Source organism: Microbulbifer mixtoriginis (SeqCode) (assembly GCF_052466765.1).
The window spans coordinates 699484-724064 of record NZ_CP174289.1 but is presented as its reverse complement, the minus strand read 5'-3'; the positions used below and the strand labels follow the sequence as shown (position 1 = coordinate 724064).

Sequence of the window (24581 nt, the reverse complement as noted above, 5' to 3'; positions counted from 1 at the left end):
TGGCCCTGTGAACAGGGGGGAAATGTTGTGAAGATTTCTGACACATTTATCGAAAAGCCGGTTTATAGCTGGCTACTAATGTTGATTTGCCTGATCGGCGGACTCTGGGGGCTTTCGGATATTGGCCGCCTTGAAGACCCTGCCTTTACCATTAAAGAAGCGCGAGTGTATACCTTCTATCCCGGTGCCAGTGCACAAAGGGTGGAAGAGGAGGTTACGGAAAAGCTTGAGGTCGCTATTCAGCAAATGGGACAGTTGGATAAGGTTTCCTCTACCTCTAGTCCGGGAATGTCAGAAATCCGTGTAGAGATTAAGGATCAATACGCCTCCGCAGAACTGGCTCAGGTATGGGATGAGCTGCGCCGCAAAGTCAATGATGCCCAAAGTGACCTTCCCAGTGGGGCATATCCCTCGGTGGTCAATGATGACTTCGGTGAAGTCTACGGTATTTATTATGCGATTACCGGTGAGGGTTTTTCCCTGACCGAAATGCGTGAAATCACCAAAGCGATTCGTCGTGAACTGCTCGGTGTTGAGGGGGTGGCGAAAGTTTCCCGTTCTGGAATCATTGATGAAGTCGCCTATTTGGATATTGATGAGTCCCGACTCGCTCAGTTTGGATTCTCTCTCGATGATCTAGCCCAGGTTCTGCAATCGGAAAGCTCCACACAGAAAGTTGGAGAAATCGGTGGTCAGGATTTGCGCACCCGCATCGTAGTGGATAATCCTGCAAGTGACTTGGAAGCAATCCGTAATATTCTTGTGGGTGTACCTGGTTCAACGGCAATGTTGGCCATCAGAGATATCGCAGATATCTCCCTGGGTTATGATGAAAGCCCTAGCTTTATCGCCCGTTATGATGGAAATCAGGCGGTATTGCTTGGTATAGCGGGAGCTGAAAATACCAATATTGTTAATGTTGGTAAGGCTGTAGAGGCCAAGCTTGAGGAGATAAAACAGGCACTGCCGCTGGGGGTGGAAATTCACCCGGTTTATGCCCAGCACCAAGTGGTAGAAGAGAGTGTCGATGGCTTTCTGTTTAATCTCGTCTCTTCAGTTGTGATCGTTACCCTCGTACTCTGTGTATTTATGGGCTGGCGCTCTGGCGTGGTGGTGGGTACCGTGCTTGGTCTTACGGTTCTGGGTACCGTATTAATCATGAACCTGTTTGGTTTGAACCTGCAGAGGATTTCTCTTGGTGCCCTCATTATTGCCATGGGTATGTTGGTTGATAATGCTATCGTAGTTGCAGAAGGCATGTTGATGGGGGTTCAACGAAATGAGGAGCCCAAGAGCGCTGCCAGCCGGGTAGTGCGCCAAACATTCTGGCCGCTTTTGGGGGCCACTGTAATTGGTATTATGGCTTTCTCTGGTATTGGACTGTCTGATGATGCCACCGGTGAATTCCTCTTCTCGCTGTTTGCTGTGATTGGGATTTCATTGCTGCTCAGCTGGATTCTCGCTGTAACTGTAACGCCCTATTTGGGGTATCACCTGTTCAAACCCGGTAAGAATTCAGATTCTGAAGACCCCTATAATGGTCGTTTTTACAACATGTATTCCGGTGCCTTAGCAGGAGCATTAAGGCATCGTGGCCTTACCATCGGCTTACTTGTTGCCGTTACATTAGTAAGCTATTTTGCTTTTGGGTTTGTAAAGCAGGGATTCTTCCCCAACTCCAATGCACCGCTGTTCTATGTGAATTACTTCTTGCCACAGGGCAGTGATATCAACCGTACTGATAAGGCTCTTCAACAGGCAACAAAGTATTTTAAAGAGCAGGATGAGGTGGTTTCGGTAACGGCTGTAGCTGGTCGGGGAGCCGATCGCTTTATGCTCACTTATGCTCCTGAACCGCCCAACGCTTCCTATGGTCAGCTAATTGTTCGCACTGAGAATCGCGAGCAGATCGCTCAACTGATAGAGAGGGCAAAGGCGCAGTTACGTGAAGAGCAGCCTGAAGCATTGATTACCTTTAAGCGCCTGGTGTTTGGCCCTGGTGGTGGTGCCGATGTGGAAGTGCGAATTTCTGGTCAGGATTTTCAGACCTTGCGTGCGCTTGCCGTAGATGTTGAGCAACAGTTTCGCGAGAAGGGCCTGGAAGATATTCGCCATGATTGGCGCAGTAGAGAGCCGACTATCCATGCCCACCTTGATGATGAGCGGGCTCGCGTAGCTGGTGTCACGAATACCGATATTAGCCGGATGATTCAATTTGCCTCTGCCGGTTATACCGTGGGTGATTTTGAGAGCGGCGATCGTATTATCCCTATTATTGCGCGAATGCCGGAAGGGGATAGGAATCAAGTGGGTTCCCTGGAGGATCGCTTGGTCTGGAGCCCTAACGAGCAAGGGTATATTCCGGCGGGACAGTTGATCACGGATTTTGAGGTTACTGCGGACGAGGGCCTGATCCAAAGGCGCGATAGGGTTCCGACCATCACTATCAGTGCCGATGCTCCGGAAGGTGTTACTGCTATGGCCGCGTTTGGGAGAATTCGTCCCTGGGTAGAAAGTATGCAGTTGCCACCAGGCTTTAAAGTGGAATTTGGTGGTGAGTATGAAAGCTCTACCGATGCACAGAAGTCACTGGGTAAAGGCTTGCCGCTTGGCTTCCTAATCATGATCCTGGTATCGATCTTGTTGTTCGGTACTGTACGTGAACCCGTGATCATCTGGTTGGTAGTTCCCATGTGTTTGGTGGGCGTAGTTGTAGGCTTGTTGGCGACGGGGCTGCCTTTCGGATTTATGTCACTTCTTGGTGTATTGAGTTTATCCGGAATGCTGATTAAAAACGCTGTGGTTTTGGTCGATGAGATCGAAGTACAAACACATGCGGGCTTGCCAAGACTCACTGCTATTCAGCGTGCTAGCGTAAGTCGCTTGCGTCCGGTCTTCCTTGCAGCTGTGACCACTATTTTAGGAATGTCGCCACTGCTATTTGATGCTTTCTTTGCGGATATGGCCGTAACCATTATGGGGGGGCTGGGTTTTGCCACTGTGCTTACGCTGATTGCTATCCCTGTTTTCTACGCGGTCTTCCACAAGGTTAAACCTAATGAGGTGGAAGGTAATCTAGATGAGATGAATTTAAAGTCGCAGCCAGCCCCTGCTAAAGAGGTTGTCTCTGTATAGTGCGATGAGCCTGCGTTGATCGTGGGTAATTCGAGATCCTGCGCAATGCCTTTTTGAGTATTGCGTGGGATCATCCTTCCTTTCCCAGATACTAGTGGTTTCTAACTGCCTCCGTTGCGCCGGTTCATACACTTATCTTTTCCTTTCGCTGTTTGTAGGTAATTAATGGTTTCGTTTTTACCTCAGTTTGAACCGGTACATACAATCCCGATCAGTTTTCTAGTAATCTAAAGATCTGATTTGATTGGTAGTTGATGTATGAGTGTTCGGTCAATTTCAAGATTTTGTGTGTGCTTCTTTTTATTTTCTTTCAGCTTTTCTGCTCTGGCGATTAGTTATGAGAGATCAGAGTGGTTACCCAAGTGGTCTGATACAGATAGGGATTGCCAAGATACCCGACATGAGCTGTTGATACGGTACTCCCTTTCGCCAGTTACTTATACTCGCGCCAACGGCTGTAAGGTGGATACTGGGTTGTGGCTAGATCCTTATACCGGCAATTTTTACAGCAAAGCTTCTGATCTGGATGTGGAGCATATTGTGCCCCTTAAGTGGGCCCATGATCACGGAGGAGCTGGGTGGAGCCGTGCAAAGAAAAGGCGCTTTGCTGAGGATATCGATAATCTCTGGTTGGTGGATGATGGCCGCAATCAAAGTAAAGGGCACAAAGGGCCTGATGAGTGGATGCCACCCTATGCGCCCGTCGGTAAAATATATGTTCAGCGATTTATTTCTATAGTAGAGAAATATGGACTGAGCCTGAGTCGAGATGAATCTCGCAAACTACGCACAATAGCGAGTGAGGGCTAGCCAGTCTAAATGCCTACCGGCACATTGAGTGGGGAGTATCATCCCGGTGGTACAATTTCGGGCAGGGCTTTGCCTTTAATTGGAAATATGGATGGTTATGCGGGACTCCTCCAAATTGTTGGTCGAATATTTCAGGCGCTGCTATCAGGCGGATAGTCATGATTTATCACTGAGTAATATTGCCCGGCTAGCGGGTAATCGCCGGGTATTTTTCAGAGAGCGGGACTTTTTAGCCAGTGGAGAGTTACCCAGAGTGCCATTGGTGGGGACCTCGGCTACTAAGCTCGTAGAGCTAACGGATGCTTACCGAAAAGAGCGGAGTTTAATCTATTCGGTGTTCTTGATCTCTGGTGAACTCCCGAGCCAGCTAGGGCTTAGTTCCAAGCGTCAATTGTGTGCCCCGCTACTGTATTTTCCTGCCCGTCTTTGTTCTGACGAAGAGTATTTTGTGGAGGTCAACTCGGCTGATCTCCATATCAACCTTCCACTGCTGCGCTTGATCCTTAAGCCGGATATAGACTCAAGAGTAACAGATAGCTTCCCTATACCGAGCTTTCCGCTGGATAGTCCCCAGGTGGCAGCTATGGGGCGCTGGCTGGAACAAAACAGTCGGTTAACCGGTATTGAAGAGATTAGTCGCTGGCCGAATCTACAGACGGTTGATTGTGATGAGTTGGGTAGGGCTCCAGCTCTGGCAATAAGTAGTGCTTGCGCCCTAATTCTGGCTGATAGGTCGCGGGGATCGCGCGGTGTCCTTCATGAGCTGAAACTTCTAGGCCGAGAACGAAACTTTTCTGCTCCATTAAATTTGGCCCTCGGGGAGGAGGTCGATTCTTTCCGGCAAAGTGATAGTGAGCCGGAGATGTTGCCGGGGCTTTTGAGTGAGGCTCAGGAAAGGGCTTTACGAAATGCTGCGAAGATGCCCTTGAGTCTGGTTTCCGGCCCGCCAGGCACTGGTAAGAGTTTTACCATTGCCGCAATGGCGATTGACCAAATGCTGCATGGCAATACTGTTTTGGTAGTTTCTAAAACCCCCCAGGCCATAGATGTTGTACGGCAGAAGTTGCGTGAGGCCTATGACTTACAGGAAGGGTATGTACATGCGGGTGAAAAGGGGTTTATACCCAGCCTGAAATTTCATCTGGATTCTTTGCTCAAAGAAGGGGTTGAAGCTCCCGAGGTGAGCGCTGCCAACCTAAAGCGTGGTCTTAAAGTAACACTCAAATCAATGCGTAAAGCTGAGCGCCGCTTTAATGGAGCGTTAAGTGCCTCTCAGAAACTCGGTTCCGATGGTTTTGGTGCTTGGTTGGTGGCATTGAGATTGCGTATTTTAGGTCGGCAACTGGATACGGAATCACTGTGGGAATTCCAGGAGGTAATCGGGACCTTGCGTAAAAATTTTGAGAGGCATGCGTCTCGATTTATTAATGCTTACCGAAAAGAGGCCCTTCTAAATCTTTTAAAGCATGAAAGAAGGCATTTATCGGCTTTCAATCAGGCTCTCAGGGCTAGAACCTCCAAAACGCAAGCAGAGCGTTTTGCTCAAACGAATATGCAGGTTGTTTTACAGGCGTACCCAATTTGGCTTGTGAGCCTGGATGAGCTAAATGAAGTATTGCCTCTCTCCCGCGAGCTCTTTGATCTCGTTATCTTTGATGAGTCCACCCAGTGTGATATCGCCAGCGCCCTACCAGCATTACACAGAGCAAAACGTGCGGTTGTCGTCGGGGATGGCAAGCAGCTGCGTCACGTCTCCTTTTTATCTGTGGCGCAACAACAACAATTGTGGGAAGACCTGGGCAGCCCTGAAGAATTACCTATGAAGTTGAGTTACCGGGACCAGTCCTTGTTGGATATTGTCTCTGACTCCCTGGGTAGTCAACAGGCCGTTACCTTACTGGATGAACACTATCGCAGTCAGCCGGAGTTAATTGCTTTTAGCAATAACGCTTTTTATACAGATCGACTCAAGGTAATGCAGGCTAGACCGGTAGCCTCCAGTGAGAGGGCTTTAACTCTGCATTACTTGGAGGGAAAGCGAGCAAAAAGCGGCAGAAATCGGCTGGAAAAGGATTGGATACTTGAGCAGCTGCGTGAACATACTCATCGCTATGCCGACTCACCACTTAAGCCAACGGTTGGAATTCTTTCTCCTTTCAGGGAGCAGGCGGATTATCTGGCATCCGAAGTGGATAAGGCCTTCCCTGCAGAAGTGCTGCGCAGTTTCTCCGTCTTGGTTGCAACCCCATACGGATTTCAGGGAGAGGAGCGGGACCTGATGCTCCTGTCTTTTTCTGTAGACAATCAGTCCCTGCGTGCAGCGACTTATCTTAATCGTGCCGACATGTTTAATGTTGCTGTGACCCGGGCTAAAGAGAGGCAGTTGGTGGCTTATTCCATCAGCCCGGAATCCCTGTCACCTGAGCACTTGCTGCGCCGCTATGTTGATTTTGATCATGAGGCGGGCCTAAGTGCTCCACAAAAAGTCTTTCCCTGCGAGTTTGCTGAAGAGGTGAGTGCGAGCCTACGGATGGAGGAGGTCAGACATTGGGTTGCATTCCCTATCGCCGGCCAGCGTATTGATGTGGTCTGCGAATACCACGGCCGAGTCCTGGGGGTGGATTTGATCGGTTTTCCTGGGGAGTATCGGTATCACTTTACTACCCAGACTTATAAAGTGTTGCACAGGGCGGGGGTTACTGTTTTGCCATTACCCTATGCCAGCTGGAAGCGTGATCCAGAGAGCTGCCTTAGACGTATTCTTGCGGCTTTGAAGAGGGATCACCTTTAGGGTAGTGGGGGCTCACTCTTAGAAGTGGATACACAAAATGAAAGTTGCGCCGGGGCTGCTAGGCTTTATAGGAGTTCAGCTTGCAGTTTAGCCGAGTACGCCTATGAAATTGTGGTTATTAATACCCTGCTTTTGGGTGACTGCCGTAGCAGCTGTGGATGTGATATTTGTGGATGCCCAGCAGCAACAGGGGGTGCGAAGCCCGACCTTAAGCTTTTGTCAGGCGCGATTCTATGAGGAGGATGACGGCCGCCTTTACTGTAACTGGGCAGTCAATTTTCGCTATGCCTGTTTTGTATGGTGGCCAACCAATAAAATAATACCGGCAGGAGCCAAACTCTCTGAACCAGAGGTTGTCGGTAAGTGTGGTAACGGTGAGCCGGTTTATAAGCTCCATCACTACTAGCTATTGAGCGGGCCTGGTTGCTAGATTTTATAGCATGCTCTGTCTTCGAGTTTAGCGATTTACTTCCTATTGGTACTGCGTGATAGAGCATGATAGCTTCTCTATTGTTCGGTATTGAGTCCTTGATCTTGCAGTTCTCGCGCTTGCTTAAGGATTTCAGGCATGGCGCTGTCTTCCACCGATAAGGCATCAATGATGGCTGCCAGGAGATCTGCAGAAAACATGCATTTGCTCACCTTGCTGCGCAGGTTTTCCGTGGTCATTGAAATCCCTCTTTCGGCCAGGGCCTGGGCGAGATCCCCGTAACGCATACCCCGCAAAGCCATAGATGCGCGCACATAGCGGGCGATAGCCTGTTTGTACGGAGCCAGTGCTTGCTGGTTACTGAGGCTTTGCTTGTGGTCCATGGGCTCGACTCCGTTACAGTTGATGTCACTTATGTGGTAAATATTATCTTTGTGTGTATTATTTGCAACATAAGTTTGAAATAAGTTATTGACCGCCTTTTTTTTGATGCTATATTTGTGACTAATATTCCACAGCGAGGGAGTCGAGATGACCTGGAACCATGAGAATCTACGCCATTTGGCGGAAAGCCACACCGGATGGGTGGTGGAATCTGAGGGAGAGTGCCTCAGTATTTCCAATGACGAAGGAGTCGATGCATTCGTTTATGTCGGTGAGAAGCAAATCGTTGTCGAGAGCATCTTGTTCCCGGTCAGCCAGGTAGCCGACGTGGTCGCCCTTAATGAGTTGATTCTCCAGACTCATCAACTGGTTCCCCTGACGTCGATCGCCATCACCATGATTGGCGGTGAGCGTTACTATGTCGCTTTTGGCGCTTTGTCAGTGTCCAGTAAGGACGAAGTGGTAATTGAAGAAGTTGAAACCCTGTTCTCCAATGTGGGTGACTTCCTGGATTTATATGCTGATCATTTTGAAATGGAGGGTGTAGCATGAGCCTGAGAAAAATTTGGACTGCCTTGAAAGGCGCGGTCAATGAAGGAACTGAAGCCGTTGCGGACAGCCAGTCTATCCGTATCCTCGATCAAGAACTGCGGGAGGCAAAGGCCGAATTGAAAGCTTGTGATGAGAACCTGACTAAAATCATGGCCAAGCGCAAGCTGGCAGAAAGTAAGGTAGAGTCTCTAAAAGCCGATATTGAGACTTACAGCAACCACGCAATCAGTGCCAGCGAGAAAGGTGATGATAGCCTGGCTTTGGAGTGTGCCGAGCGTGTTACTGAGCTGGAAGCTCAACTCGAAACGGAACAGAGCCTCTTGGATGGCTTCATCAACTCTGAGCGTACCCTGAAAGGGAATATCTCCAAGGCGAAAATTAATGTCCGCCGTATGGAGCAGCAGATTGACCAGATCAAGGCCACCGAATCTGTACAAAAGGCCCAAGTAGCCGTTTCCTCCCGCCATATGGGGGCTAACAGCAAAATCAAAACGGCCCTGGACAGCCTTGATCGTATCAAGACCAAGCAACAGGAGCGCGCTGCGGAGCTGGAAGCTGCTGAAGAGCTGGCAACAGAGGAAAGCGGATCTGGTCTGGACGCCAAGCTGAAGGCGGCGGGCATTAAGCCCGGTGGCCAGGTCAGCGGCAGCGACAAGCTGGCCCAGCTACTGGCGAGCCGCCAAAAGGCCTGATCCAGTGCTACTTTATCGAGTGCGGCGCCTTCTGGCGTCGCTTTTTGTTAAGGCCAATATACTAACCATTCTTGTCGGCGTGCTGGGTTATGTAATGGGGAGTTACCTATTACTCAGTGCTGCAGGGGAGCATGAGATTGTTGACCCCGCCAACTTTATATATTGGCTGATAGTGACTGCTTCCACAGTAGGCTATGGCGATTTCTCGCCGGTAACGCCCGCAGGTAAAGTGGTTGTGGCAACCTGGGTGATCCCCTTTGGATTGAGTCTATTCGCTTTGGTGCTTACCAAGGTGGGCTTTGTAATTTCAGAGTTTGTGCATAGAGGAAAGAGAGGGTTGCGCATGACAAACCATGTAAATCACACGGTTATAATTGGCTGGAATGGAACGCGAACCCTTCGTTTGATAGAGCTGCTGTTATCGAAAACCAATGGTACAGCAACAGATATCGTGCTTTGTGTCGAAGCCGATATCGAGAATCCCATGCCGGGTAAAATTGATTTTGTCCGGGTTGAATCCTTTTCCCATATTGAGAGCATGCAGCGCGCCGCACTTATCGATGCCGCGCGAATAATTATCGATAATCCCCTGGATGATGTCACGCTCACCACAGCTTTGTTCTGTGACAAACTCAGTCCCAATAGTCATAAAACAGCCTATTTTCAGGATGAAAATGTCGGTGAGCTATTGCGCTCACACTGCCCGAATATTGAATGCATCCCCTCAGTAGCAGTGGAATTACTGGCTAAATCCTCCCTGGACCCCGGTTCTGCCAGATTACACAGGCAGCTACTGGATAGCACTTATGGAATGACTCAGTACAGTATTGAGTATCAGGGTGAACGGCCTTTGTTATTTTCTGCTCTGTTTGATCATTTCAAAAAGAATTTGTCCGCAACCTTGATTGCCGTGCGTCGTCAGGGAATAGTTAAAATTGATGTAAACCCCGCGTTGACCGATGAGGTGAATAGGGGGGATATGCTCTATTACATTTCTGCTAAGCGGCTTACAGAAAAGCGCTGCTTCGATATAAAAATGAATGAAGGAGAGGGGACAGGTACGTGTTTACCAAGCTGATTGACAAACTCAAAGGTAAAGATATTCCAAAGGTGAAAACCCCGGAAATTATGGGATTGCGACTCGGCGCAAGTTTTGAACTGGACCCATTGGCTATTCGCCTGATACTGGATGAACTCACGATTGAATCCTGTTCTCCAACGCAGATTATCAAAGCCGCCGGAATTGTAGAGCTCGATGGAGCCTGGGTTTATCGGTTTTATACCGATGACGATGCCTGGCTACAGGTTGTGGCAGAAGGCGGTCAAAGTGATGAGCATGTAGTAGACGTAAAGCTGTTTCACTTTTACGATACCCTCGATGTCGCCAATCAGCAGGTTTGGGACAGGCTTCTAAAGCAGGAAATCGGTGCGGCTAATTACCAATTGCAGGACCGTAACTATCAGAGAGTCTGGACTGCTACTGGTGATTATCACAACCCGGTGCATATGGCCGAGAAGACCTATGACGCCGATGGGGACTATTCCCTCACCGACCAATTCACCATGCTTTTCGAACGCGATTTGTCCGATCAGCGTACCGAATCCCTGTTCCTTTCAGCGGAAGAGAAAGAGGAGGACGCAGGTTACCTGAGTCGCAGTCTGGTGATTAGTACCGGTATAACTTTGACACCATCACAGCTGACTATTCACGGATAATAAGGAGATGTATTAATGGACCAGCCCTACGATTTGATGACTGGTATCCTCCATTTTGCGGCCTATTTTGGCCTGTCACTGGTATTTTTAATCGCGTTTAAATTTCTTTATGCACTAGTGACACCCCATGACGAATGGAAGTTGATCCGTGAAGACAAAAACGCAGCCGCTGCCATTGGATTTGGTGGTGCGGTGCTGGGTTTTGCCATTGCTGTTGGCGGCGCTGCCAGTAACTCTGTTTCCATTATTGACTTTGCCACTTGGGCAGTGGTTGCTCTAATCGCTCAGCTTATTGCCTTTGCGATTATTCGTTTTGGCTTTATGCCACGTATTGTTGAGCGTATTGAAGACGGTGAAGTTAGCGCGGGTATTATGCTGGCAGCTACCACTATTTCTGTTGGTGTCCTCAACGCGGCTTGCATGAGCTATTAAGCGGAGGTGAGGATGAAGCGTAGTAAAAATATTAATCTTGCGCGGATGCGCAAGGGCAGGGGGGCAAGTTTTGTTTTACGCCCCCTGGCTATGGGTATCACCGTGGCTCTGGTGGGCTGCTCCTCCGATGAAGAGGTTAAGGTGGTGTCCTCTGTCGAGGACTGTGTGAATAATACACAGCTCGATGAAGCCCAATGTGAGGCGGCTTACCAGAAGGCCCTCGCGGAAGCTGAGCGGACTGGGCCCAAATATGCCAATTTGTCCCAGTGTGAGACGGAGTTCGGTAGTTGTCGCGAGAGTAGCAGCGGTTTTTGGATGCCACTGATGACCGGTTTTATGGTCGCCTCCATATTGAATGATAACGACCGGCGCTATCACTCTTACGGTCATTACAACCCGGTATACCGTTATTCTGCCTCTGGCTCCCGCTATTATGATCGCTTGATGACCGCTGATGGTCAGGTTATCGGCCGCTACGGTAAAAACTCCTATACCGTAGATAAAACTGCGATGGATCCCAAGCCCAAGGTTACCAAGACGGTTTCACGCGGGGGCTTTGGAGCAGTCGCTTCAGCCAAATCCAACTGGGGTGGTGGACGCTCTAGTAGCAGTCGCTCCCGAAGCTGGGGGGGGTGATTGGTGCTGAGGTTGCCGGTCGGTGAGCGCCCGCGCTGGAAAGAGCGGGCGCAGGAGTTTGGTTTTCATTTTCACACCATGTATGGGGAGCCATACTGGGATGAAACTGCTTACTATCAGTTCACTTTGGAACAGATAGAGCAGGATATCGAGGACCCTACCGAAGAAATCCACGCAATGTGCCTGGATGTTGTCGCTAAGGTGCTTGAGGATGAGGCGTTGTTAAGGCGCTTCCGCATACCGGAGCAGCACTGGGATTTTGTCCGCGATTCCTGGAAAAATGGTGACCCCAGCCTTTATTCTCGCTTGGATTTTGCCTATTCGGGGCAGGGGCCGGCCAAACTTTATGAGAATAACGCCGACACGCCTACCAGCCTATATGAAACGGGATTTTGGCAGTGGCTTTGGTTGCAGGATAATGTAGATAGGCGGGCACTTCCCCTACAGTCTGATCAATTTAACAGCCTGCAGGAAAAGCTGGTTAATCGCTTTCGCGATGTACAGTTCCTGACCCCTGGTCGAGAACTACATTTTGCCTGTTGCAAAGATACGGTAGAAGACCGCGGTACGGTTCAATATTTGCAAGATTGTGCCAGTGAAGCCGGCATCACTAATCATTTTGTATTTATCGAAGATATTGGTTGTGATGCGCAGGGAGATTTTACCGATTTAGACGATCAGGTAATTACCTGGATGTTCAAACTGTACCCTTGGGAGTTTATGTTCCGCGAGGAATTTGGCTCTCTGTTGGGGGGCAATAACGTACGTTGGTTGGAACCACCCTGGAAGGCGATATTATCCAATAAAGCACTCCTGCCCATGTTGTGGAAGTTGTTTCCTGGACACCCCAACTTACTACCTTCATTTTTCGAAGATGAGCTGGATAAAGCTGAGGGCTATTCGGAGCTGGTTAAGAAGCCCATTTTCTCCCGTGAGGGAGCCAATATTTCAGTAGTACGCGGAGAAGATGTGCAATCGCTTTCGGATGGGCCCTATGGAGAAGAGGGCTTTATCTATCAGGCTATGCATCCACTGCCGAAGTTTGGTCAGAGTTTTACCCTGGTGGGTAGCTGGCTAGTGGATGATATGGCTGCGGGTATTTCAATTCGCGAGGATAGTAATCTTATAACTCAGGATATGAGTCGCTACCTCCCGCATATTATCCTTTAAAATACTTGCCAGTGTAATTTCTCTGGCAAGTATTCGTGTAAGTGTGCCACTTTCTTAAAGTAAGTGGCTTTTTTGCTTTAAGACACAAGTTATTTTAGATATTCAAAGCTCTGTTGTTATCAGTTGCCCGCTTAAAATCAATTCCTCAATTTTGTTGCTGAGCCTATCGTAAGTAAAAGGTTTTTGGATACAGTCGAGAACCCCATCTTTGATAACTTCCTGGACTTTGCTATCGACACTAAACCCGGTTGAAAGCAATGCTTTCACCTCCGGGTTGATGCGCTGCAGAAAGGCGAATAGTTCCTGGCCATCCATTCCGGGCATAATCATATCGAGAATCACCAGGTCTACCTGTTCGTAATGCTGTCGGTAATAGGTGATCGCCTGTTCCGCCGAAGCGAAAGTGGTTACGCTGTGGCCATTCATTTCAAATAGTGTTTTCGAATAGCTGCGGACAATGGCTTCATCGTCCACCACCATAATACGAAGTTGGCGTTTGGCAGATTGCGGTACAGTTTGTTTTTGCTGTCTACTTACTTTTGCTTCGGCAATCGGCAGGTACAAATTAAAGGTGCTGCCCTCTCCCTCAATGCTATGGCATTGTATGGCCCCCTTATGCAAATGGATGGTGCCATGCACTGCGGCGAGACCCAGTCCGGCACCCCGACCGCATTCCTTAGTGGTGAAGAAAGGCTCAAAAATTCTGCGGCGCACTTCAGGGGGCATACCTGTACCATTATCGCGAATGGTGATTAACAGGTAATGACCAGGTTGCACTTCAAAATCTGCGATAGTAGTAATTTTTTCAAAGGTAATATTACTACTACTAAAACGCAGAGTGCCTCCACTCGGCATGGCATCCTTGGCGTTGATGCCGATATTTAATAATGCACTTTTCAACTGGGCGGGATCGCCGACTACATGAGGCCGGCCAGCTTCTAGTTGCTGTTCAACGCGAATACGCCGATCAATGGTGCGCTCAAGCATGGCACAGACATCGCGGGTGATTTCATGGGTATTGCAATCTTTTAGTTGATAGTTACCTTTGCGAGCAAAGGTAAGCAGCTGCTTAGTCAGCTCAGCGGCATGGCGGGCAGTAGTGAGTATATGATTAGTGTATTCGCTGATACGGGGATCTTCTGCTATCTGCTGGATAACCTCGGCATAACCACTGATTCCATGAATCATATTGTTAAAGTCATGTGCGATGCCGCCGGCTAGCTCGCCAATAGCCTGCATTTTTTGCGCTTGGCGTAACTCCTCCTCCAGCAGGCGCTGTTTGGTGATATCGGTTCCAATACTGAGTATGCCTGTTGGGCAGCCACTTTCATCTGAAAGGATTTTATTAGTCCAGGCAATCCAAACCCTCTTGCCAGACTTGGTGATGTTCTCGTTAATGTTGTAGCGATGTTCTTGTGGATTATCGCAAACATGTTGAATGAGTTGACGTAGATCCCGGCCGCTGGACTCACAGGCGGGCACTATGGTGCCGATCAGGTGCCGCCCAATAATTTCTGCTTCAGAGTAGCCAAAAAGTTGTTGAGCATATTCATTAAAAGAGGTGATTCGCCCGTGCCTGTCGCAGCGCATAATGATGGAATTCGCATGCTCAACCAGTTCGCGATAGCGCTCTTCACTTTTACGTAAAGCCTCATAGACTTGCTGGGAATCCCGGCTTTGACTACTGGTGACATAAGTGGATGTGGGGAATACCGGCAAGCTGTTTACCTTGATCACCTATTCTCCTCCGGAATAATTATTGAGTATTTTTTCACCAGAAACTGCATCATGTAGAAACAAAAAAGTATATAGGGAACCTGGGGCCTTTTAAGAGCTGGTTTGCAGTCTTTGCTGACATGCCGACATTTATAAACCCTTTTGTAATTGTGTGTTTATTCAAATGTGATGGGTATCCACTTGCAGAGCAGATGAGTTTCTCGTAAATTCTTTGGGGCTTTTCTCCTCAGAAGCGAACTTTTCTTCTCTAAGTAGTGGCTAAGATCAGACAAACTGATAGCATTCACCGCCATCTTCAAAACCATTGGATGAATAACTATGCAGCTGCATTCTCGAGTTTTCGGGCGCGGCATCGCGGCTTTGCTTTGTGCCTCGCTGTTGGTGTCTGCCTGCGGAGAGAAGAAAGCCGGGAGTGAGCAGAGATCCCTGGATTTTGCTCGCCTGGATGCTTTCCCTTCAACTTATTCTGTTACTCAGTCTCGGCCAGTGCTGATTCAGGATGCCACTTTGCTTACTGGGACTGGGGAGCAATTAGAGAACACAGACCTTTTATTGAAAGGCGGAAAGATTGCAAAGATCGGTCAAGATCTTGAGGCTCCCAAGGACGCCCTGGTGGTTGATGGCAAAGGTAAGTGGGTGACCCCCGGAATTATCGATGTGCACTCTCACCTGGGAGATTATCCTGCCCCCTCTATTGAGTCCTCTCAGGATGGCAATGAGATGACATCCCCCAACACCGCGCAGGTATGGGCGGAACACTCTGTATGGACACAGGATCCCCAGTTCCCCTTAGCCCTGGCTGGCGGTGTGACCACATTGCAGATCCTACCGGGCTCTGCCAACTTGTTCGGTGGCCGCAGTGTAACCCTCAAAAATGTACCGGGTCGCAGCGTACAGGACATGAAATTTCCCGGTGCGCCCTACGGTCTGAAGATGGCCTGTGGCGAGAACCCTAAGCGTGTTTATGGTGGTAAAGGTACTTCCCCCTCAACCCGTATGGGTAATGTAGCTGGCTACCGCAATGCCTGGATTGAGGCCAGCAATTATAAGAAGAAGTGGGAGGAATATGTAGAGAAGGGTGGAGATGAACCAGAGCGAGACCTGGGCCTAGAGACCCTGGCAGGCGTTCTGAACGGCGATATCCTGGTACACAATCACTGCTATCGCGGAGAGGAAATGGCGGTGATGATGGATGTCGCCAAGGAGTTCGATTTCCAGATCTCTACGTTCCACCACGCAGTAGAAGCATACAAAGTCGCCGACCTGCTGGCGGAGAACAATGTATGTGCTGCGATGTGGGCTGACTGGTGGGGCTTTAAGCACGAAGCCTTCGATATGACAGAGGCAAATATTGCTATCGTCGATCAGGCCAAGGCCTGTGCAATGATTCACTCGGATTCCGGTGTGGGCGTTCAGCACCTGAATGAAGAAGTTGCTAAAGCGATGACCGCAGGCCAGCGCGCTGGTTTCGATATTCAGCCAAAAGATGCTGTGACCTGGATGACTATGAACCCCGCTAAGGCACTGGGTATCGATAAGCAAACCGGCAGCCTCGAGAAGGGTAAGATGGCCGATGTCGTTATTTGGTCTGGCAACCCGTTCAGTGTTTATACCCATGTTGATCAGGTCTTTATCGATGGGGAGTTGATGTTCGATCGCTCCGATAAAAAGCGCCAACCGCGCAGTGATTTTGAGCTTGGTATTCTCAATGCAGAGGGAGAGCGACTGTGAAAAAAATAGCTGTATTCTATGCGCTGGCCCTGGGGGTTTTGACAGCAGGGGCTCAGGCGCAAAGTATCCTGATTAAGGGCGGCAAGGTACACACTCTGGCTGATATGGGCACACTGGAATCTGCCGATGTGCTGGTAGTGGACGGTAAAGTGGAGCAGGTGGCTCCCTCGCTGAATATGCCTGCCGACCGGGTAATTGATGCGAAAGGCAAGGTGGTGACTCCTGGAGTTATTGCTCCCATTTCTGAATTGGGGCTGGTGGAGATCAGCGCAGCCAGTGGCACCAACGACCATGCGGTAACTGGTGAGAGTATCGGCAGCGCCTTCAATCCTGTACCCGCATACAACCCCAAATCTACATTGATCCCTTTTAACCGGGCTGGTGGTGTTACCAGCGCAGTGGTGTTTCCAGCTATCAGTACTTGGGATAGCGCTGCGGTAGAGGCTCAGAGAGTGTTTGCCGGACGCGGCTTTGCTATCAAACTCAATGGTGAGTTCGATAGTGTCGAGGCGGAAGATGTTGCCCAGAAGGCTTATTTGGGTGAGGCCGGTGCTCAACTGGCCGGTGGTAGCCGTGCAAACGCCTATGCGAAAATTGAGAATGCCTTGAATGAGGCTAAGGAGTACCGTGACAATCGTGCAGCGATTCGTCTGGGAGAGTGGCGAGAGCTGAATTATAGTCTTGCGGATCTCGAGGCCTTACAGCCGGTGATTAATGGAACGGAACCGCTATTAATTACAGCTAATCGTGCCAGCGATATCCTTGCGGCTATTGAGTTGGCTAAGACTTACAATGTAAAGCTGGTGCTGCTGGGGGTGGCTGAAGGTTGGATGGTGGCGGAGCAGCTGGCCCAAGCTCAGGTGCCTGTCGTGATTGATGCGATTAACAACCTGCCCATTTCTTTCTCCAGCCTTGGCGCCCGCCTGGATAATGCTGCTTTGTTAACCAAAGCTGGTGTGAAAGTTGCCATTAGTGGTCCCGACTACGCTTCTACCCACAATGTATACCTCTCACGTCAGTCTGCTGGTAATGCTGTTGCCCACGGGTTGTCCCACGAGGAGGCTCTGAAGTCTATCAGTACAAATGTGGCAGATATCTTTAGCCTTAGTGGCGGTACCCTGGAGAAAGGGGCCGATGCTGATATTGTAGTTTGGAGCGGTGATCCACTGGAAGTAACCAGCTACCCTGAACAGGTACTGATTGAGGGGGAGCCCCAATCTTTGGTTACTCGTTCAACCCGCCTGCGCGATCGTCATCTTAAGCCGAGCAAGGGGCACGACTTTGGCTATCGCAATTAACTAGTGCTTAGTTTGTGAGCAGATGAAGAGCGGGCAAAGCCCGCTCTTTTTTTGTGTGACGAAAAATGAACAAAAAGGTCCAGCCACTTGTTTAGCATTGGTGTGGTGAGCTGTGTGGTGATAGAGATATATTTACATCTCGTATTAATAAGAAAAAGGAAAATGCCATGGTAAATATTACAGCGCTGTATGCCAGCCTCTGTGCAATCCTCATTATCTACTTGGCAGGCCGGGTCGTTCAATTTCGTCGCACTAAGCGAGTAGGTATTGGCACTGGCGAGGATCGTCATAATGAGATTCGTGTGCGCGTGCACGCGAATGCGGTTGAATATACCCCCATCGCATTATTGCTCTTGTTGCTTGCGGAGCTAGGGGGCTTATCTGCACTGTGGTTGCATGTCTTTGGAATCGCCTTTTTTCTATCCCGCATTTTCCACGCTTATGGCCTGACAGCGGGTAAGGGAGGTACCCATGCCGGACGCTTTTGGGGCACATTAATCAGTTGGCTGGTGATATTAATACTCGCAGTGATCAATATTGTGATATCGATAAGATCTCTGTAAAAGCGCTTGTCGCAATAGAGGATTTTTTAGGTGATCTGGAACGATTAACGATCTTTATGCGGTGGGAGGCTTCAGCTAAATACTGAAGCCCAGCAAAAAAGCCCGGTTGAACCGGGCAGAGTACAGGGATGAAACTTTAAATTACTACCAGAAAATTTCTTCTGGCAGTTTTACTGGTTTGCAGCAAAGGGAGTAACGGTCTCGTCGGAGGACTCTTCACCGCTCTCATCTTCTTCCAGCAGAACTTCTGGTTTGCCTTTGCAGGCTTTGGCCAGGGCATCGCGACGCTTGGCCAGCAACAGGCCGATCTCTTCGCTCACCTGCTCATCAATACCTTCAATACTGCGCTCAATGAGCGTGGTAATGTTGGCTGCAAGCTCCAGCATCTTATCGTGTTCTTCAGCATCTTTTTTGTTGTCGAACATTGCTCCGTCTCGATCGCATTTCCAAACAGCTACTACGGCCATGATATGCCTCCCAATTGCCTTTAAGACATTCCAGTTTGCTTGTATGGCTATACGGTAACTGTATAAATATTCAGTGTCAATGGTGGTTGGAACTGAAGTGGCGGAGGTTTCGTTGCGCTCAAGAGAGTGGCTATTGCGATGATTCGTCTTTAGGAAGCTGTCGTAACTGTCATAATGCGCCACTGCAGCCGGATGTACTCCCCCCAGGCATCCAGGCTGCAACCTCCGCACTGTGCAGGCCCGTTTGCGGGCCTGTTTTTTTGGAGTGCCTAATCATCATTCTTGCGGGGGTAAGTTTCGATTTTGGCACGCCTGTACGGAGAAGGTGCTTAGGTCCTACCCACTAAATAGTGAATACCAAACGTGCGGCCAAGCCAATCAGGAGCAGACCAAACAGCTGCTGGATGCGGTGGCCGAGGTGCTTGCTAACCAGTTGACGTTTGCGGCTGGCATGAACTGCCAGGGCAACGATGCAATACCAGAGTGTATCGACTCCTGAAACCATGGCAGCCATTCCGAGCTTGGTCGTGAGAGCCTGCTGCTCAGATACGAACTGGCTGAATAGGGCAGTAAAGAATACCGCGATCTTGGGATTAAAAAAGGCCACCCCGAAACCTTGTACGATCGAGCGGCGAACACTCATGTGGGGGGCTTCCAACTGGGTCGTTCCTGAGCCGGGAGCCGGGGCTCGGAAGGCCTTCCAGCCCAGGTATACCAACATGGCTGCACCGGCCCATTGCAGAATACTGAATAGTAGTGGAGAGCTGGTAATCAGTACTGCGAGGCCAAAGGCTGTCAGCGCAGCGTAAACGGCAACGCCCGCGCCGTGCGCAATTGCGCTGGCGAGGCCCTGCCGAAGACCGGAGGCGGAACAGCGCATTACGATAAGCAGGCTAGGGCCTGGTGACATTGCGCCTAGGGCACAGATACCTGCAAGTGATAACCATCCGAGTAAATCCATTATTTAAAGCCGCCCCCTTGTGCCAGCCAGTGCTTTTCTTCTTCAGTGGAATTGCGGCCTAAGGCCGCATTGCGATGCGGATAGCGGCCAAACTGCTCGATAATCGCCTGGTGGGCCAGGGCGTATCGATAGTGGGTGGCGAGATAAGGGGCGATGGACTCATCATCCCCGTACTGCTTCTGCAACTGGGCGAAGTATGCCACGGAGCGCTGTTGGATAGCGGAGTTTTCACTGTGCTCAAGTGGCATGCCGACAAAAATCTGCTGAAACAGCCCAAGTTTTTGCTCATCTGCCCTCTGTAGAATCGACTCGGTGATATCGAGAGCCAGTGGGTCCCCCTCAAAGGCCAGAGGGTTACCGCGGTGGATATTGCGGGCGAATTGATCGCATAACAGCAACAGGGCCAGCTCGCCCTCCAGACTTTGGCGCCAGTGATCCAGCTTTCCCTCAAGGGCCATATTGGTGATTTCGGTAAAGTCTTCAGCCATTTGCTTGTCCAGCTTTGGGTCTGCCGAAAACCACCGCTTCTGCCGCTCAGGTGTAGGGCGGTAATTTAAAGCGGGATCACCAAACCAAAAGATCAGTATTTCCTTAATACCGGTCATCTACGAGCTCCCCAATGGTTACAGGCCGATTATTGCGACTTTTGTACTTATTGGTCCAGTAGCCATAGGAAGTAGTCCTTCTACAAAATGTTTAAAAAAATATTTTTGCGCCTGCATCCAAAATCGGTTCTGGCTCCGTCATAGAGGTGTGCAAGGAAAAGCGATCTGGAGGTCACAATGTTTACTGCGGGATCATTTAAGAAGGTACAATTTTGCGCCGTACTGATTTTGGCGCTTGGCGGCATGCAGGCCGGAGCGGCGGAGCTGGGATTCTCGGTGGATGATATTCATCGTCAGCTTACTGAGAAAACAGACCAGCACTTTATGCAAAAGCTCAATGAATGTAAGTCAGGCAGTGAGGTTGAAGGCAGCGGGCTTCCCTACCCGGTGCGGATTGCCGAGGAGAGAGCTCCCCAAGGCGCCACCCCCGGACCTTACAGCCGAGGCCGCATGACAGTGATGTAGCGTGCAGGGCTTCCCCGGGCCGACGGTTAAACAGTACAAGAAAGACAACGATTAGAGAGTAACTAATGAGAGCGAGAAATTCACAACCCCTGCGGGTAGCTACCTACTGGTTGGCGGCGCTGGCAGCTACTTTTGCCGCGATGGGCAGCTGGGCACAGGATGACAGCAGCACAATACCCAACCCGCCAAAGCCGCCGGCAATGGAAAGTGAGGGATCTAAGCCAGATACGCGTGTACGCATCATGCGTGATGAGGAGGGGGTGCTCACCATCAAAACCCAGGGAGAGGACGGCGAGCGCAGTGAGGTCCAGGTGGACTTGGGAGCTGAGTTCGGAGGCCCTCTGAGCCAGCGCATTATCGAGAAACTGGAGCGCAAGGGGATTCTCGATGAGCGGGGACAGGTGGCTGAAGAGGCGCTAGATAGTGTGCCAGACAATGTGCAGATTGGCCTGTCAAAAAAATATGGCTCTTCACATGAGGGTTGGGAAGAGTCTCAATCAGATTCTGGCTTCCACCAAGTGGTGACTTTACCAATTCTGGCCTTACTTTGTGTGTTCGGTATGCCGGTGTTGATCGTGTGGCTGGTAACTCGCAATAGCTACAGGAAGAAACAGCTGGTGATGGAAAATATCAATAACATGGTGGCCGATGGTCGGGATGTGCCGCCTGAGATGTTGGATATGCTGGAAGATAGCAGCCCTAAGAATACTGGGGACAGAGGGATTACTCTAATCGCAGTGGGTGCTGCAGTGTTTATCTGGCTCACTTCCCTTGCAGGATTTGGGGTAGGTAGTCTGGGCTTGATCCCACTGTTTATCGGCCTGGCCCGCTTTATCAACTGGAAGCTCGATACTAAGCAGGCGTAGGGACCGAAATATGGACCTCAATGATGAGGATTTGATCAGGCGCACCGTCAAAGACGGGGACCAGCGGGCATATGCCCAGCTGGTGCGTCGCTATCAATCCCAGCTGCGATTCTCGCTCCGCAAGCTGTGTGATGGCGATCAGGGCCTGGCCGATGATATGGCGCAAGAGGCCTTTATTAAGGCCTATAAGGCGCTGCCGGCATTTCGGGGAGATGCCCGCTTTAGCACCTGGTTGTACCGGATCGCCTACAATCTCGTCATGAGCCACAAACGCAAGAACGCCCCAGAAGTGGATCAGGAGGCGGTCGATCGGGCCCAGGCGGAAGAGTCGGTTGAAGAGTCTCAGCGCCTGGGGATGGCCCGGGACCTGAACTCCGCAATGGACTCTTTAAGCGATGCCCAACGCCAGGCGATACACTTGTGCATGCAGCGGGGCTTCTCCCATGAGGAAGCGGCAAGTATTATGAAGTTGCCGCTAGGTACGGTAAAATCCCATGTCAACCGCGCGCGAGCAAAGCTACAGAGCTTGTTGCAGCCGTGGCGCGAGGAGGTGGTCAATGGTTAACTTTGAACAGCGCAACACAAAGGGTGGCGCCTTGGGCGATTTAACTATAGAGGGCAAAGACCCACAATTTGATGCTTGGCTGGCAGAGCAGCTGCAGTTCGATGAGCCCTACCTGGACGATGACGGTTTCTGCGAGAGCGTCATGGCAAAATTGCCAATGCCCTCCAAGAAGAACGAACGTCGCGCCAGTCGCGTTCAATACATCGCTGTGCTGGCGGCTTCGGGTATTGTTGCCTGGCAATTTCCTTTTGGCGAAGTGCTTAACGAAGCCGCGCGCCAGTCTATCAGTCTTTATAGTTTGGTTGGTGTGGGAATGCTCTCCTCGCTGGTAGTGATGGCCGGCGGTATCTTTGCCGCTCGTCGCTGATCATCTTGTAGCGGGGAAGCACACCACACAAAATCTGTGCCGCCTCTAATGATGAATTAGAGGCGGACTATTATACCTTATACACCCAGGCTTCTATGGGCTTGGAGATTCCTCTCTTCAAAAGCCCGATGTCTTTTATAACTTAAGGCCCCGATTTACTGAGCAGCGCTAATGCATTCAGCATTGAGTTGACTTGAACGCTATATTTTCTATGCACCTTGGTTGGCTGGTGTGGAGATATGGCGGTGCGCCACATGTCACGATTCTTCCAATTTGATAAAGCAGAAAATCGCTCGAACAGTATCACGAACTTCCTTGCCATCGAGAAGAGTGCCACCACACTTAATATGGCAGTGGGCAAAGCCTGTTTAACGCTCTGTGGTAATATTCAATTCTTCTAATTCAAACAGTGATGGAGCCTTAAAAGGTGGCTGCCATTCATCAAAGCTCTCCATAGGCTTTACTGGCCATTTTTCTTAAATTTTATGTTGGCTGGCATGGATGAATTAGGTTGGAACGTGTGGCTCTTAATAGGCAGCAAGCGAAAGCTATAATTTTTCTCTGAATGGAAATTCTAGATTACATCTTTAAGAATTCTCACTATTGAAAGCTATAGCTTTATCAAGTTGCAGTGTATTATTGAGTCTTTATATTTAAATAAATTGCTCAGTACTATGTGTGATAAATAGGATTCTTGTGGCGGGTGACGGTATGTGTTTTCCGTGAGATTATTCTGTCAGGAATATAATTGACTCGCTTTATTCCCAGAGACATGGGCTTGGATCTTGGAGGCGGGCTCTGATAGCTATCCGATTCGCGCTGCTGACTTTAATTAATTATCAAGTATATATTCCAGTAGCCGCTGGATAGCGGACTTGTCAAGACAAGTCCGCTTTTTAGATTCACTCAAATGGTTTTAGGCGCTCCATAAGAAGCTTGCGGATATCTTTCATTGATTTTTCTGCAGTATCACCAGCGGAGTTCATCGCGATTAGAAAAATTATGTTGTGCTTTGGCATGATACGTGCGTCAGTGAGCCAATAGCCGTTACTACCGGTGTGTGTAAGCAGCAATAACTCTGGATCGTACAATGCCCCCCAGCCCAGTGCGTAATGACCATTTACGGGTGAGTGTAGTTTGCGATAGGTTTCGGACTTCAATAATTTACCGCGGCCGTGTACGCCATTGAGTTGGTCCTCTGCGAAGAGAATCCAATCTTTAAGAGAAATATTGATTGTGCCGGCAGGGCCGAGCGCTTGAGGATTATCACTTTGTATGTCGGCGGGATCGAGTGGTACGAGCTTGCCCCACCAGGTTTTTTTATGACCACGCGGTTGGTCCAACTTGCCAGAGGATCCGGGCGCTGCAAATCCTGCATTCTTTATGCCGAGCGGAGTAAAGATCTGTTCCTTGATGAGATCCTCCCAAGTCTTGCCTGTTCGTGCCTCGGCGATGGCACCCGCGATAATGTAACCGAGATTGGAGTATTTAAATGAACCAGTTGCGGATGTAGGTGGCATTGCAAGGTAACTGCGTGCAACCGCAATACGTTGCGCCCGAATACTGGGTACTGACTCGATTAAATCTTCAAATTGAGGAAGTTCATTATCGTCGGTCAGAGGTGGTAAACCTGCGGTATGACTGAGCAATTGCGTGATCGTAATGTTGCGGTAAGCGGGGTCCATATTTTTTGCGAAAGCCGGAAAAGAATCAGCGAGTGTATCCTCAAATCGCATGATACCTTGCTCAACTAAGCGTGCGATCATTGTTGCAGTTAGCGCCTTGGTATTCGATCCAATATGCCAACGATCGTCGATAGTGACTGGTTCCATATGACTATGCGCACGAAAACCGTCTGCAGCTATAGCAGCAGTCTTGCCATCGATTTGAATCAGCGCGGCGACGGCAGGAAGATCGTTTTTGTCACGTGCTGTGGTAAGTGTCTGTTCGAGAAATGTCTGCAACGCTTCGTCCGCACGTACAGCAACGGTTACTGCTAAGAGTGCAGTTGTAAGAAAAATCTTTGACAGAATTTTTGTGTGCCGACTATGCATCATGATAAGCCTGTATTAAAAGTAACATGAAAACTGAGTCAGATCTTAGTTACCGCTAAAAGTGGTACGAAATTTCGAGGTTATTGGCGTACTACTTCGATTTCTGACTAGATCGTTTTGTTTAAGTTCCTAAAAAGCATGTAATTGTGAGGGG

25 protein-coding genes are annotated in these 24581 nt (G+C 49.6%); 19 read left to right on the top strand and 6 right to left on the bottom strand.

Going from position 1 to position 24581, the window contains the following annotated elements; all coding sequences use genetic code 11:
* Positions 1-27: 27 nt before the first annotated feature.
* The 4 genes from ACJJIV_RS03050 to ACJJIV_RS03035 all read left to right on the top strand — a co-directional run bounded on the left by ACJJIV_RS03050 (position 28) and on the right by ACJJIV_RS03035 (position 7142).
* Positions 28-3135 carry an efflux RND transporter permease subunit gene (locus tag ACJJIV_RS03050; protein ID WP_444890713.1) on the top strand — a complete coding sequence of 1036 codons (3108 nt, stop codon included), beginning with the start codon at positions 28-30 and terminating at the stop codon, positions 3133-3135.
* 258 nt (positions 3136-3393) lie between these two features.
* Positions 3394-3945, top strand: a complete 552-nt coding sequence (locus ACJJIV_RS03045) for an HNH endonuclease family protein (protein WP_444885399.1) — start codon at positions 3394-3396, stop codon at positions 3943-3945.
* Between the two features lie 91 nt (positions 3946-4036).
* On the top strand, positions 4037-6736 hold the full coding sequence (locus ACJJIV_RS03040) for a DEAD/DEAH box helicase (RefSeq protein ID WP_444890712.1): 2700 nt from the start codon (positions 4037-4039) through the stop codon (positions 6734-6736).
* Between the two features lie 103 nt (positions 6737-6839).
* Positions 6840-7142, top strand: a complete 303-nt coding sequence (locus ACJJIV_RS03035) for a hypothetical protein (RefSeq protein ID WP_252085404.1) — start codon at positions 6840-6842, stop codon at positions 7140-7142.
* A 101-nt stretch (positions 7143-7243) separates the two neighbouring features.
* Here the strand turns inward: ACJJIV_RS03035 and ACJJIV_RS03030 are convergent, their stop codons facing one another.
* Positions 7244-7549, bottom strand: coding sequence for a DUF6471 domain-containing protein (locus tag ACJJIV_RS03030; RefSeq protein WP_252085405.1), 306 nt, complete (start codon positions 7547-7549; stop codon positions 7244-7246).
* Between the two features lie 148 nt (positions 7550-7697).
* On the opposite strand from ACJJIV_RS03030, the gene ACJJIV_RS03025 reads away from it, so the two are divergent.
* The 7 genes from ACJJIV_RS03025 to ACJJIV_RS02995 are packed head-to-tail and all read left to right on the top strand — an operon-like array spanning position 7698 to position 12748.
* Positions 7698-8102: a DUF2170 family protein gene (locus tag ACJJIV_RS03025; RefSeq protein ID WP_444885397.1), complete on the top strand. Its 405-nt coding sequence runs from the start codon at positions 7698-7700 to the stop codon at positions 8100-8102.
* Complete coding sequence (locus tag ACJJIV_RS03020) at positions 8099-8794, top strand: PspA/IM30 family protein (protein ID WP_252085407.1); 696 nt, start codon at positions 8099-8101, stop codon at positions 8792-8794. The genes ACJJIV_RS03025 and ACJJIV_RS03020 overlap by 4 nt, the downstream gene beginning before the upstream one ends.
* Positions 8795-8798: 4 nt before the next feature.
* The gene (locus ACJJIV_RS03015) at positions 8799-9872 is read left to right on the top strand and encodes a potassium channel family protein (protein ID WP_444890711.1); all 1074 of its coding nucleotides are present in this window, start codon (positions 8799-8801) and stop codon (positions 9870-9872) included.
* Entirely contained in the window at positions 9857-10510 is a 654-nt protein-coding gene (locus ACJJIV_RS03010) for a YjfK family protein (protein ID WP_252085409.1), read from the top strand. The genes ACJJIV_RS03015 and ACJJIV_RS03010 overlap by 16 nt, the downstream gene beginning before the upstream one ends.
* A gap of 15 nt (positions 10511-10525) precedes the next feature.
* Positions 10526-10942, top strand: a complete 417-nt coding sequence (locus tag ACJJIV_RS03005; RefSeq protein ID WP_252085410.1) for a DUF350 domain-containing protein — start codon at positions 10526-10528, stop codon at positions 10940-10942.
* 12 nt (positions 10943-10954) lie between these two features.
* A complete protein-coding gene (locus tag ACJJIV_RS03000; RefSeq protein ID WP_252085411.1) occupies positions 10955-11578 on the top strand; it encodes a DUF1190 domain-containing protein in 624 nt (207 codons plus the stop codon).
* A gap of 3 nt (positions 11579-11581) precedes the next feature.
* A complete protein-coding gene (locus tag ACJJIV_RS02995) occupies positions 11582-12748 on the top strand; it encodes a glutathionylspermidine synthase family protein (RefSeq protein ID WP_444890710.1) in 1167 nt (388 codons plus the stop codon).
* Positions 12749-12850: 102 nt separating this feature from the next.
* Here ACJJIV_RS02995 and ACJJIV_RS02990 read toward each other — a convergent pair whose 3' ends face one another.
* Positions 12851-14485 (bottom strand): two-component system sensor histidine kinase NtrB, encoded by a 1635-nt coding sequence (locus ACJJIV_RS02990; RefSeq protein WP_444890709.1) that lies wholly within the window; start codon positions 14483-14485, stop codon positions 12851-12853.
* Between the two features lie 318 nt (positions 14486-14803).
* Between ACJJIV_RS02990 and ACJJIV_RS02985 the strand changes: the two genes are divergently transcribed.
* The 3 genes from ACJJIV_RS02985 (at position 14804) to ACJJIV_RS02975 (ending at position 18077) form a co-directional block, all read left to right on the top strand.
* Positions 14804-16216 (top strand): amidohydrolase, encoded by a 1413-nt coding sequence (locus tag ACJJIV_RS02985; protein WP_444890708.1) that lies wholly within the window; start codon positions 14804-14806, stop codon positions 16214-16216.
* Complete coding sequence (locus ACJJIV_RS02980; RefSeq protein WP_444890707.1) at positions 16213-17514, top strand: amidohydrolase family protein; 1302 nt, start codon at positions 16213-16215, stop codon at positions 17512-17514. Before ACJJIV_RS02985 ends, ACJJIV_RS02980 begins: the two co-directional genes overlap by 4 nt.
* 167 nt (positions 17515-17681) lie before the next feature.
* On the top strand, positions 17682-18077 hold the full coding sequence (locus ACJJIV_RS02975; RefSeq protein WP_444888626.1) for an MAPEG family protein: 396 nt from the start codon (positions 17682-17684) through the stop codon (positions 18075-18077).
* A 170-nt stretch (positions 18078-18247) separates the two neighbouring features.
* Here ACJJIV_RS02975 and ACJJIV_RS02970 read toward each other — a convergent pair whose 3' ends face one another.
* From ACJJIV_RS02970 to ACJJIV_RS02960, 3 genes are all read right to left on the bottom strand, one after another.
* Positions 18248-18544 carry a YebG family protein gene (locus tag ACJJIV_RS02970; protein WP_252085417.1) on the bottom strand — a complete coding sequence of 99 codons (297 nt, stop codon included), beginning with the start codon at positions 18542-18544 and terminating at the stop codon, positions 18248-18250.
* 343 nt (positions 18545-18887) lie between these two features.
* Positions 18888-19505, bottom strand: a complete 618-nt coding sequence (locus ACJJIV_RS02965; RefSeq protein ID WP_444885390.1) for a LysE family translocator — start codon at positions 19503-19505, stop codon at positions 18888-18890.
* Positions 19505-20110, bottom strand: a complete 606-nt coding sequence (locus ACJJIV_RS02960; RefSeq protein ID WP_444890706.1) for a DUF924 family protein — start codon at positions 20108-20110, stop codon at positions 19505-19507. The genes ACJJIV_RS02965 and ACJJIV_RS02960 overlap by 1 nt, the downstream gene beginning before the upstream one ends.
* Before the next feature lie 177 nt (positions 20111-20287).
* On the opposite strand from ACJJIV_RS02960, the gene ACJJIV_RS02955 reads away from it, so the two are divergent.
* From ACJJIV_RS02955 to ACJJIV_RS02935, 5 genes are all read left to right on the top strand, one after another.
* Positions 20288-20575, top strand: a complete 288-nt coding sequence (locus tag ACJJIV_RS02955; protein WP_252085420.1) for a hypothetical protein — start codon at positions 20288-20290, stop codon at positions 20573-20575.
* Between the two features lie 65 nt (positions 20576-20640).
* Positions 20641-21441, top strand: coding sequence for a DUF6249 domain-containing protein (locus ACJJIV_RS02950; RefSeq protein ID WP_252085421.1), 801 nt, complete (start codon positions 20641-20643; stop codon positions 21439-21441).
* 10 nt (positions 21442-21451) lie between these two features.
* Positions 21452-22006 (top strand): sigma-70 family RNA polymerase sigma factor, encoded by a 555-nt coding sequence (locus ACJJIV_RS02945; RefSeq protein ID WP_252085422.1) that lies wholly within the window; start codon positions 21452-21454, stop codon positions 22004-22006.
* On the top strand, positions 21999-22373 hold the full coding sequence (locus tag ACJJIV_RS02940; RefSeq protein ID WP_252085423.1) for a hypothetical protein: 375 nt from the start codon (positions 21999-22001) through the stop codon (positions 22371-22373). The genes ACJJIV_RS02945 and ACJJIV_RS02940 overlap by 8 nt, the downstream gene beginning before the upstream one ends.
* A gap of 239 nt (positions 22374-22612) precedes the next feature.
* Positions 22613-22774: a hypothetical protein gene (locus ACJJIV_RS02935; protein ID WP_444890705.1), complete on the top strand. Its 162-nt coding sequence runs from the start codon at positions 22613-22615 to the stop codon at positions 22772-22774.
* Positions 22775-23275: 501 nt separating this feature from the next.
* On the opposite strand, the gene ACJJIV_RS02930 is transcribed toward ACJJIV_RS02935, so the two are convergent.
* Positions 23276-24427, bottom strand: coding sequence for a serine hydrolase domain-containing protein (locus ACJJIV_RS02930; protein ID WP_444890704.1), 1152 nt, complete (start codon positions 24425-24427; stop codon positions 23276-23278).
* Between the last annotated feature and the right edge of the window lie 154 nt (positions 24428-24581).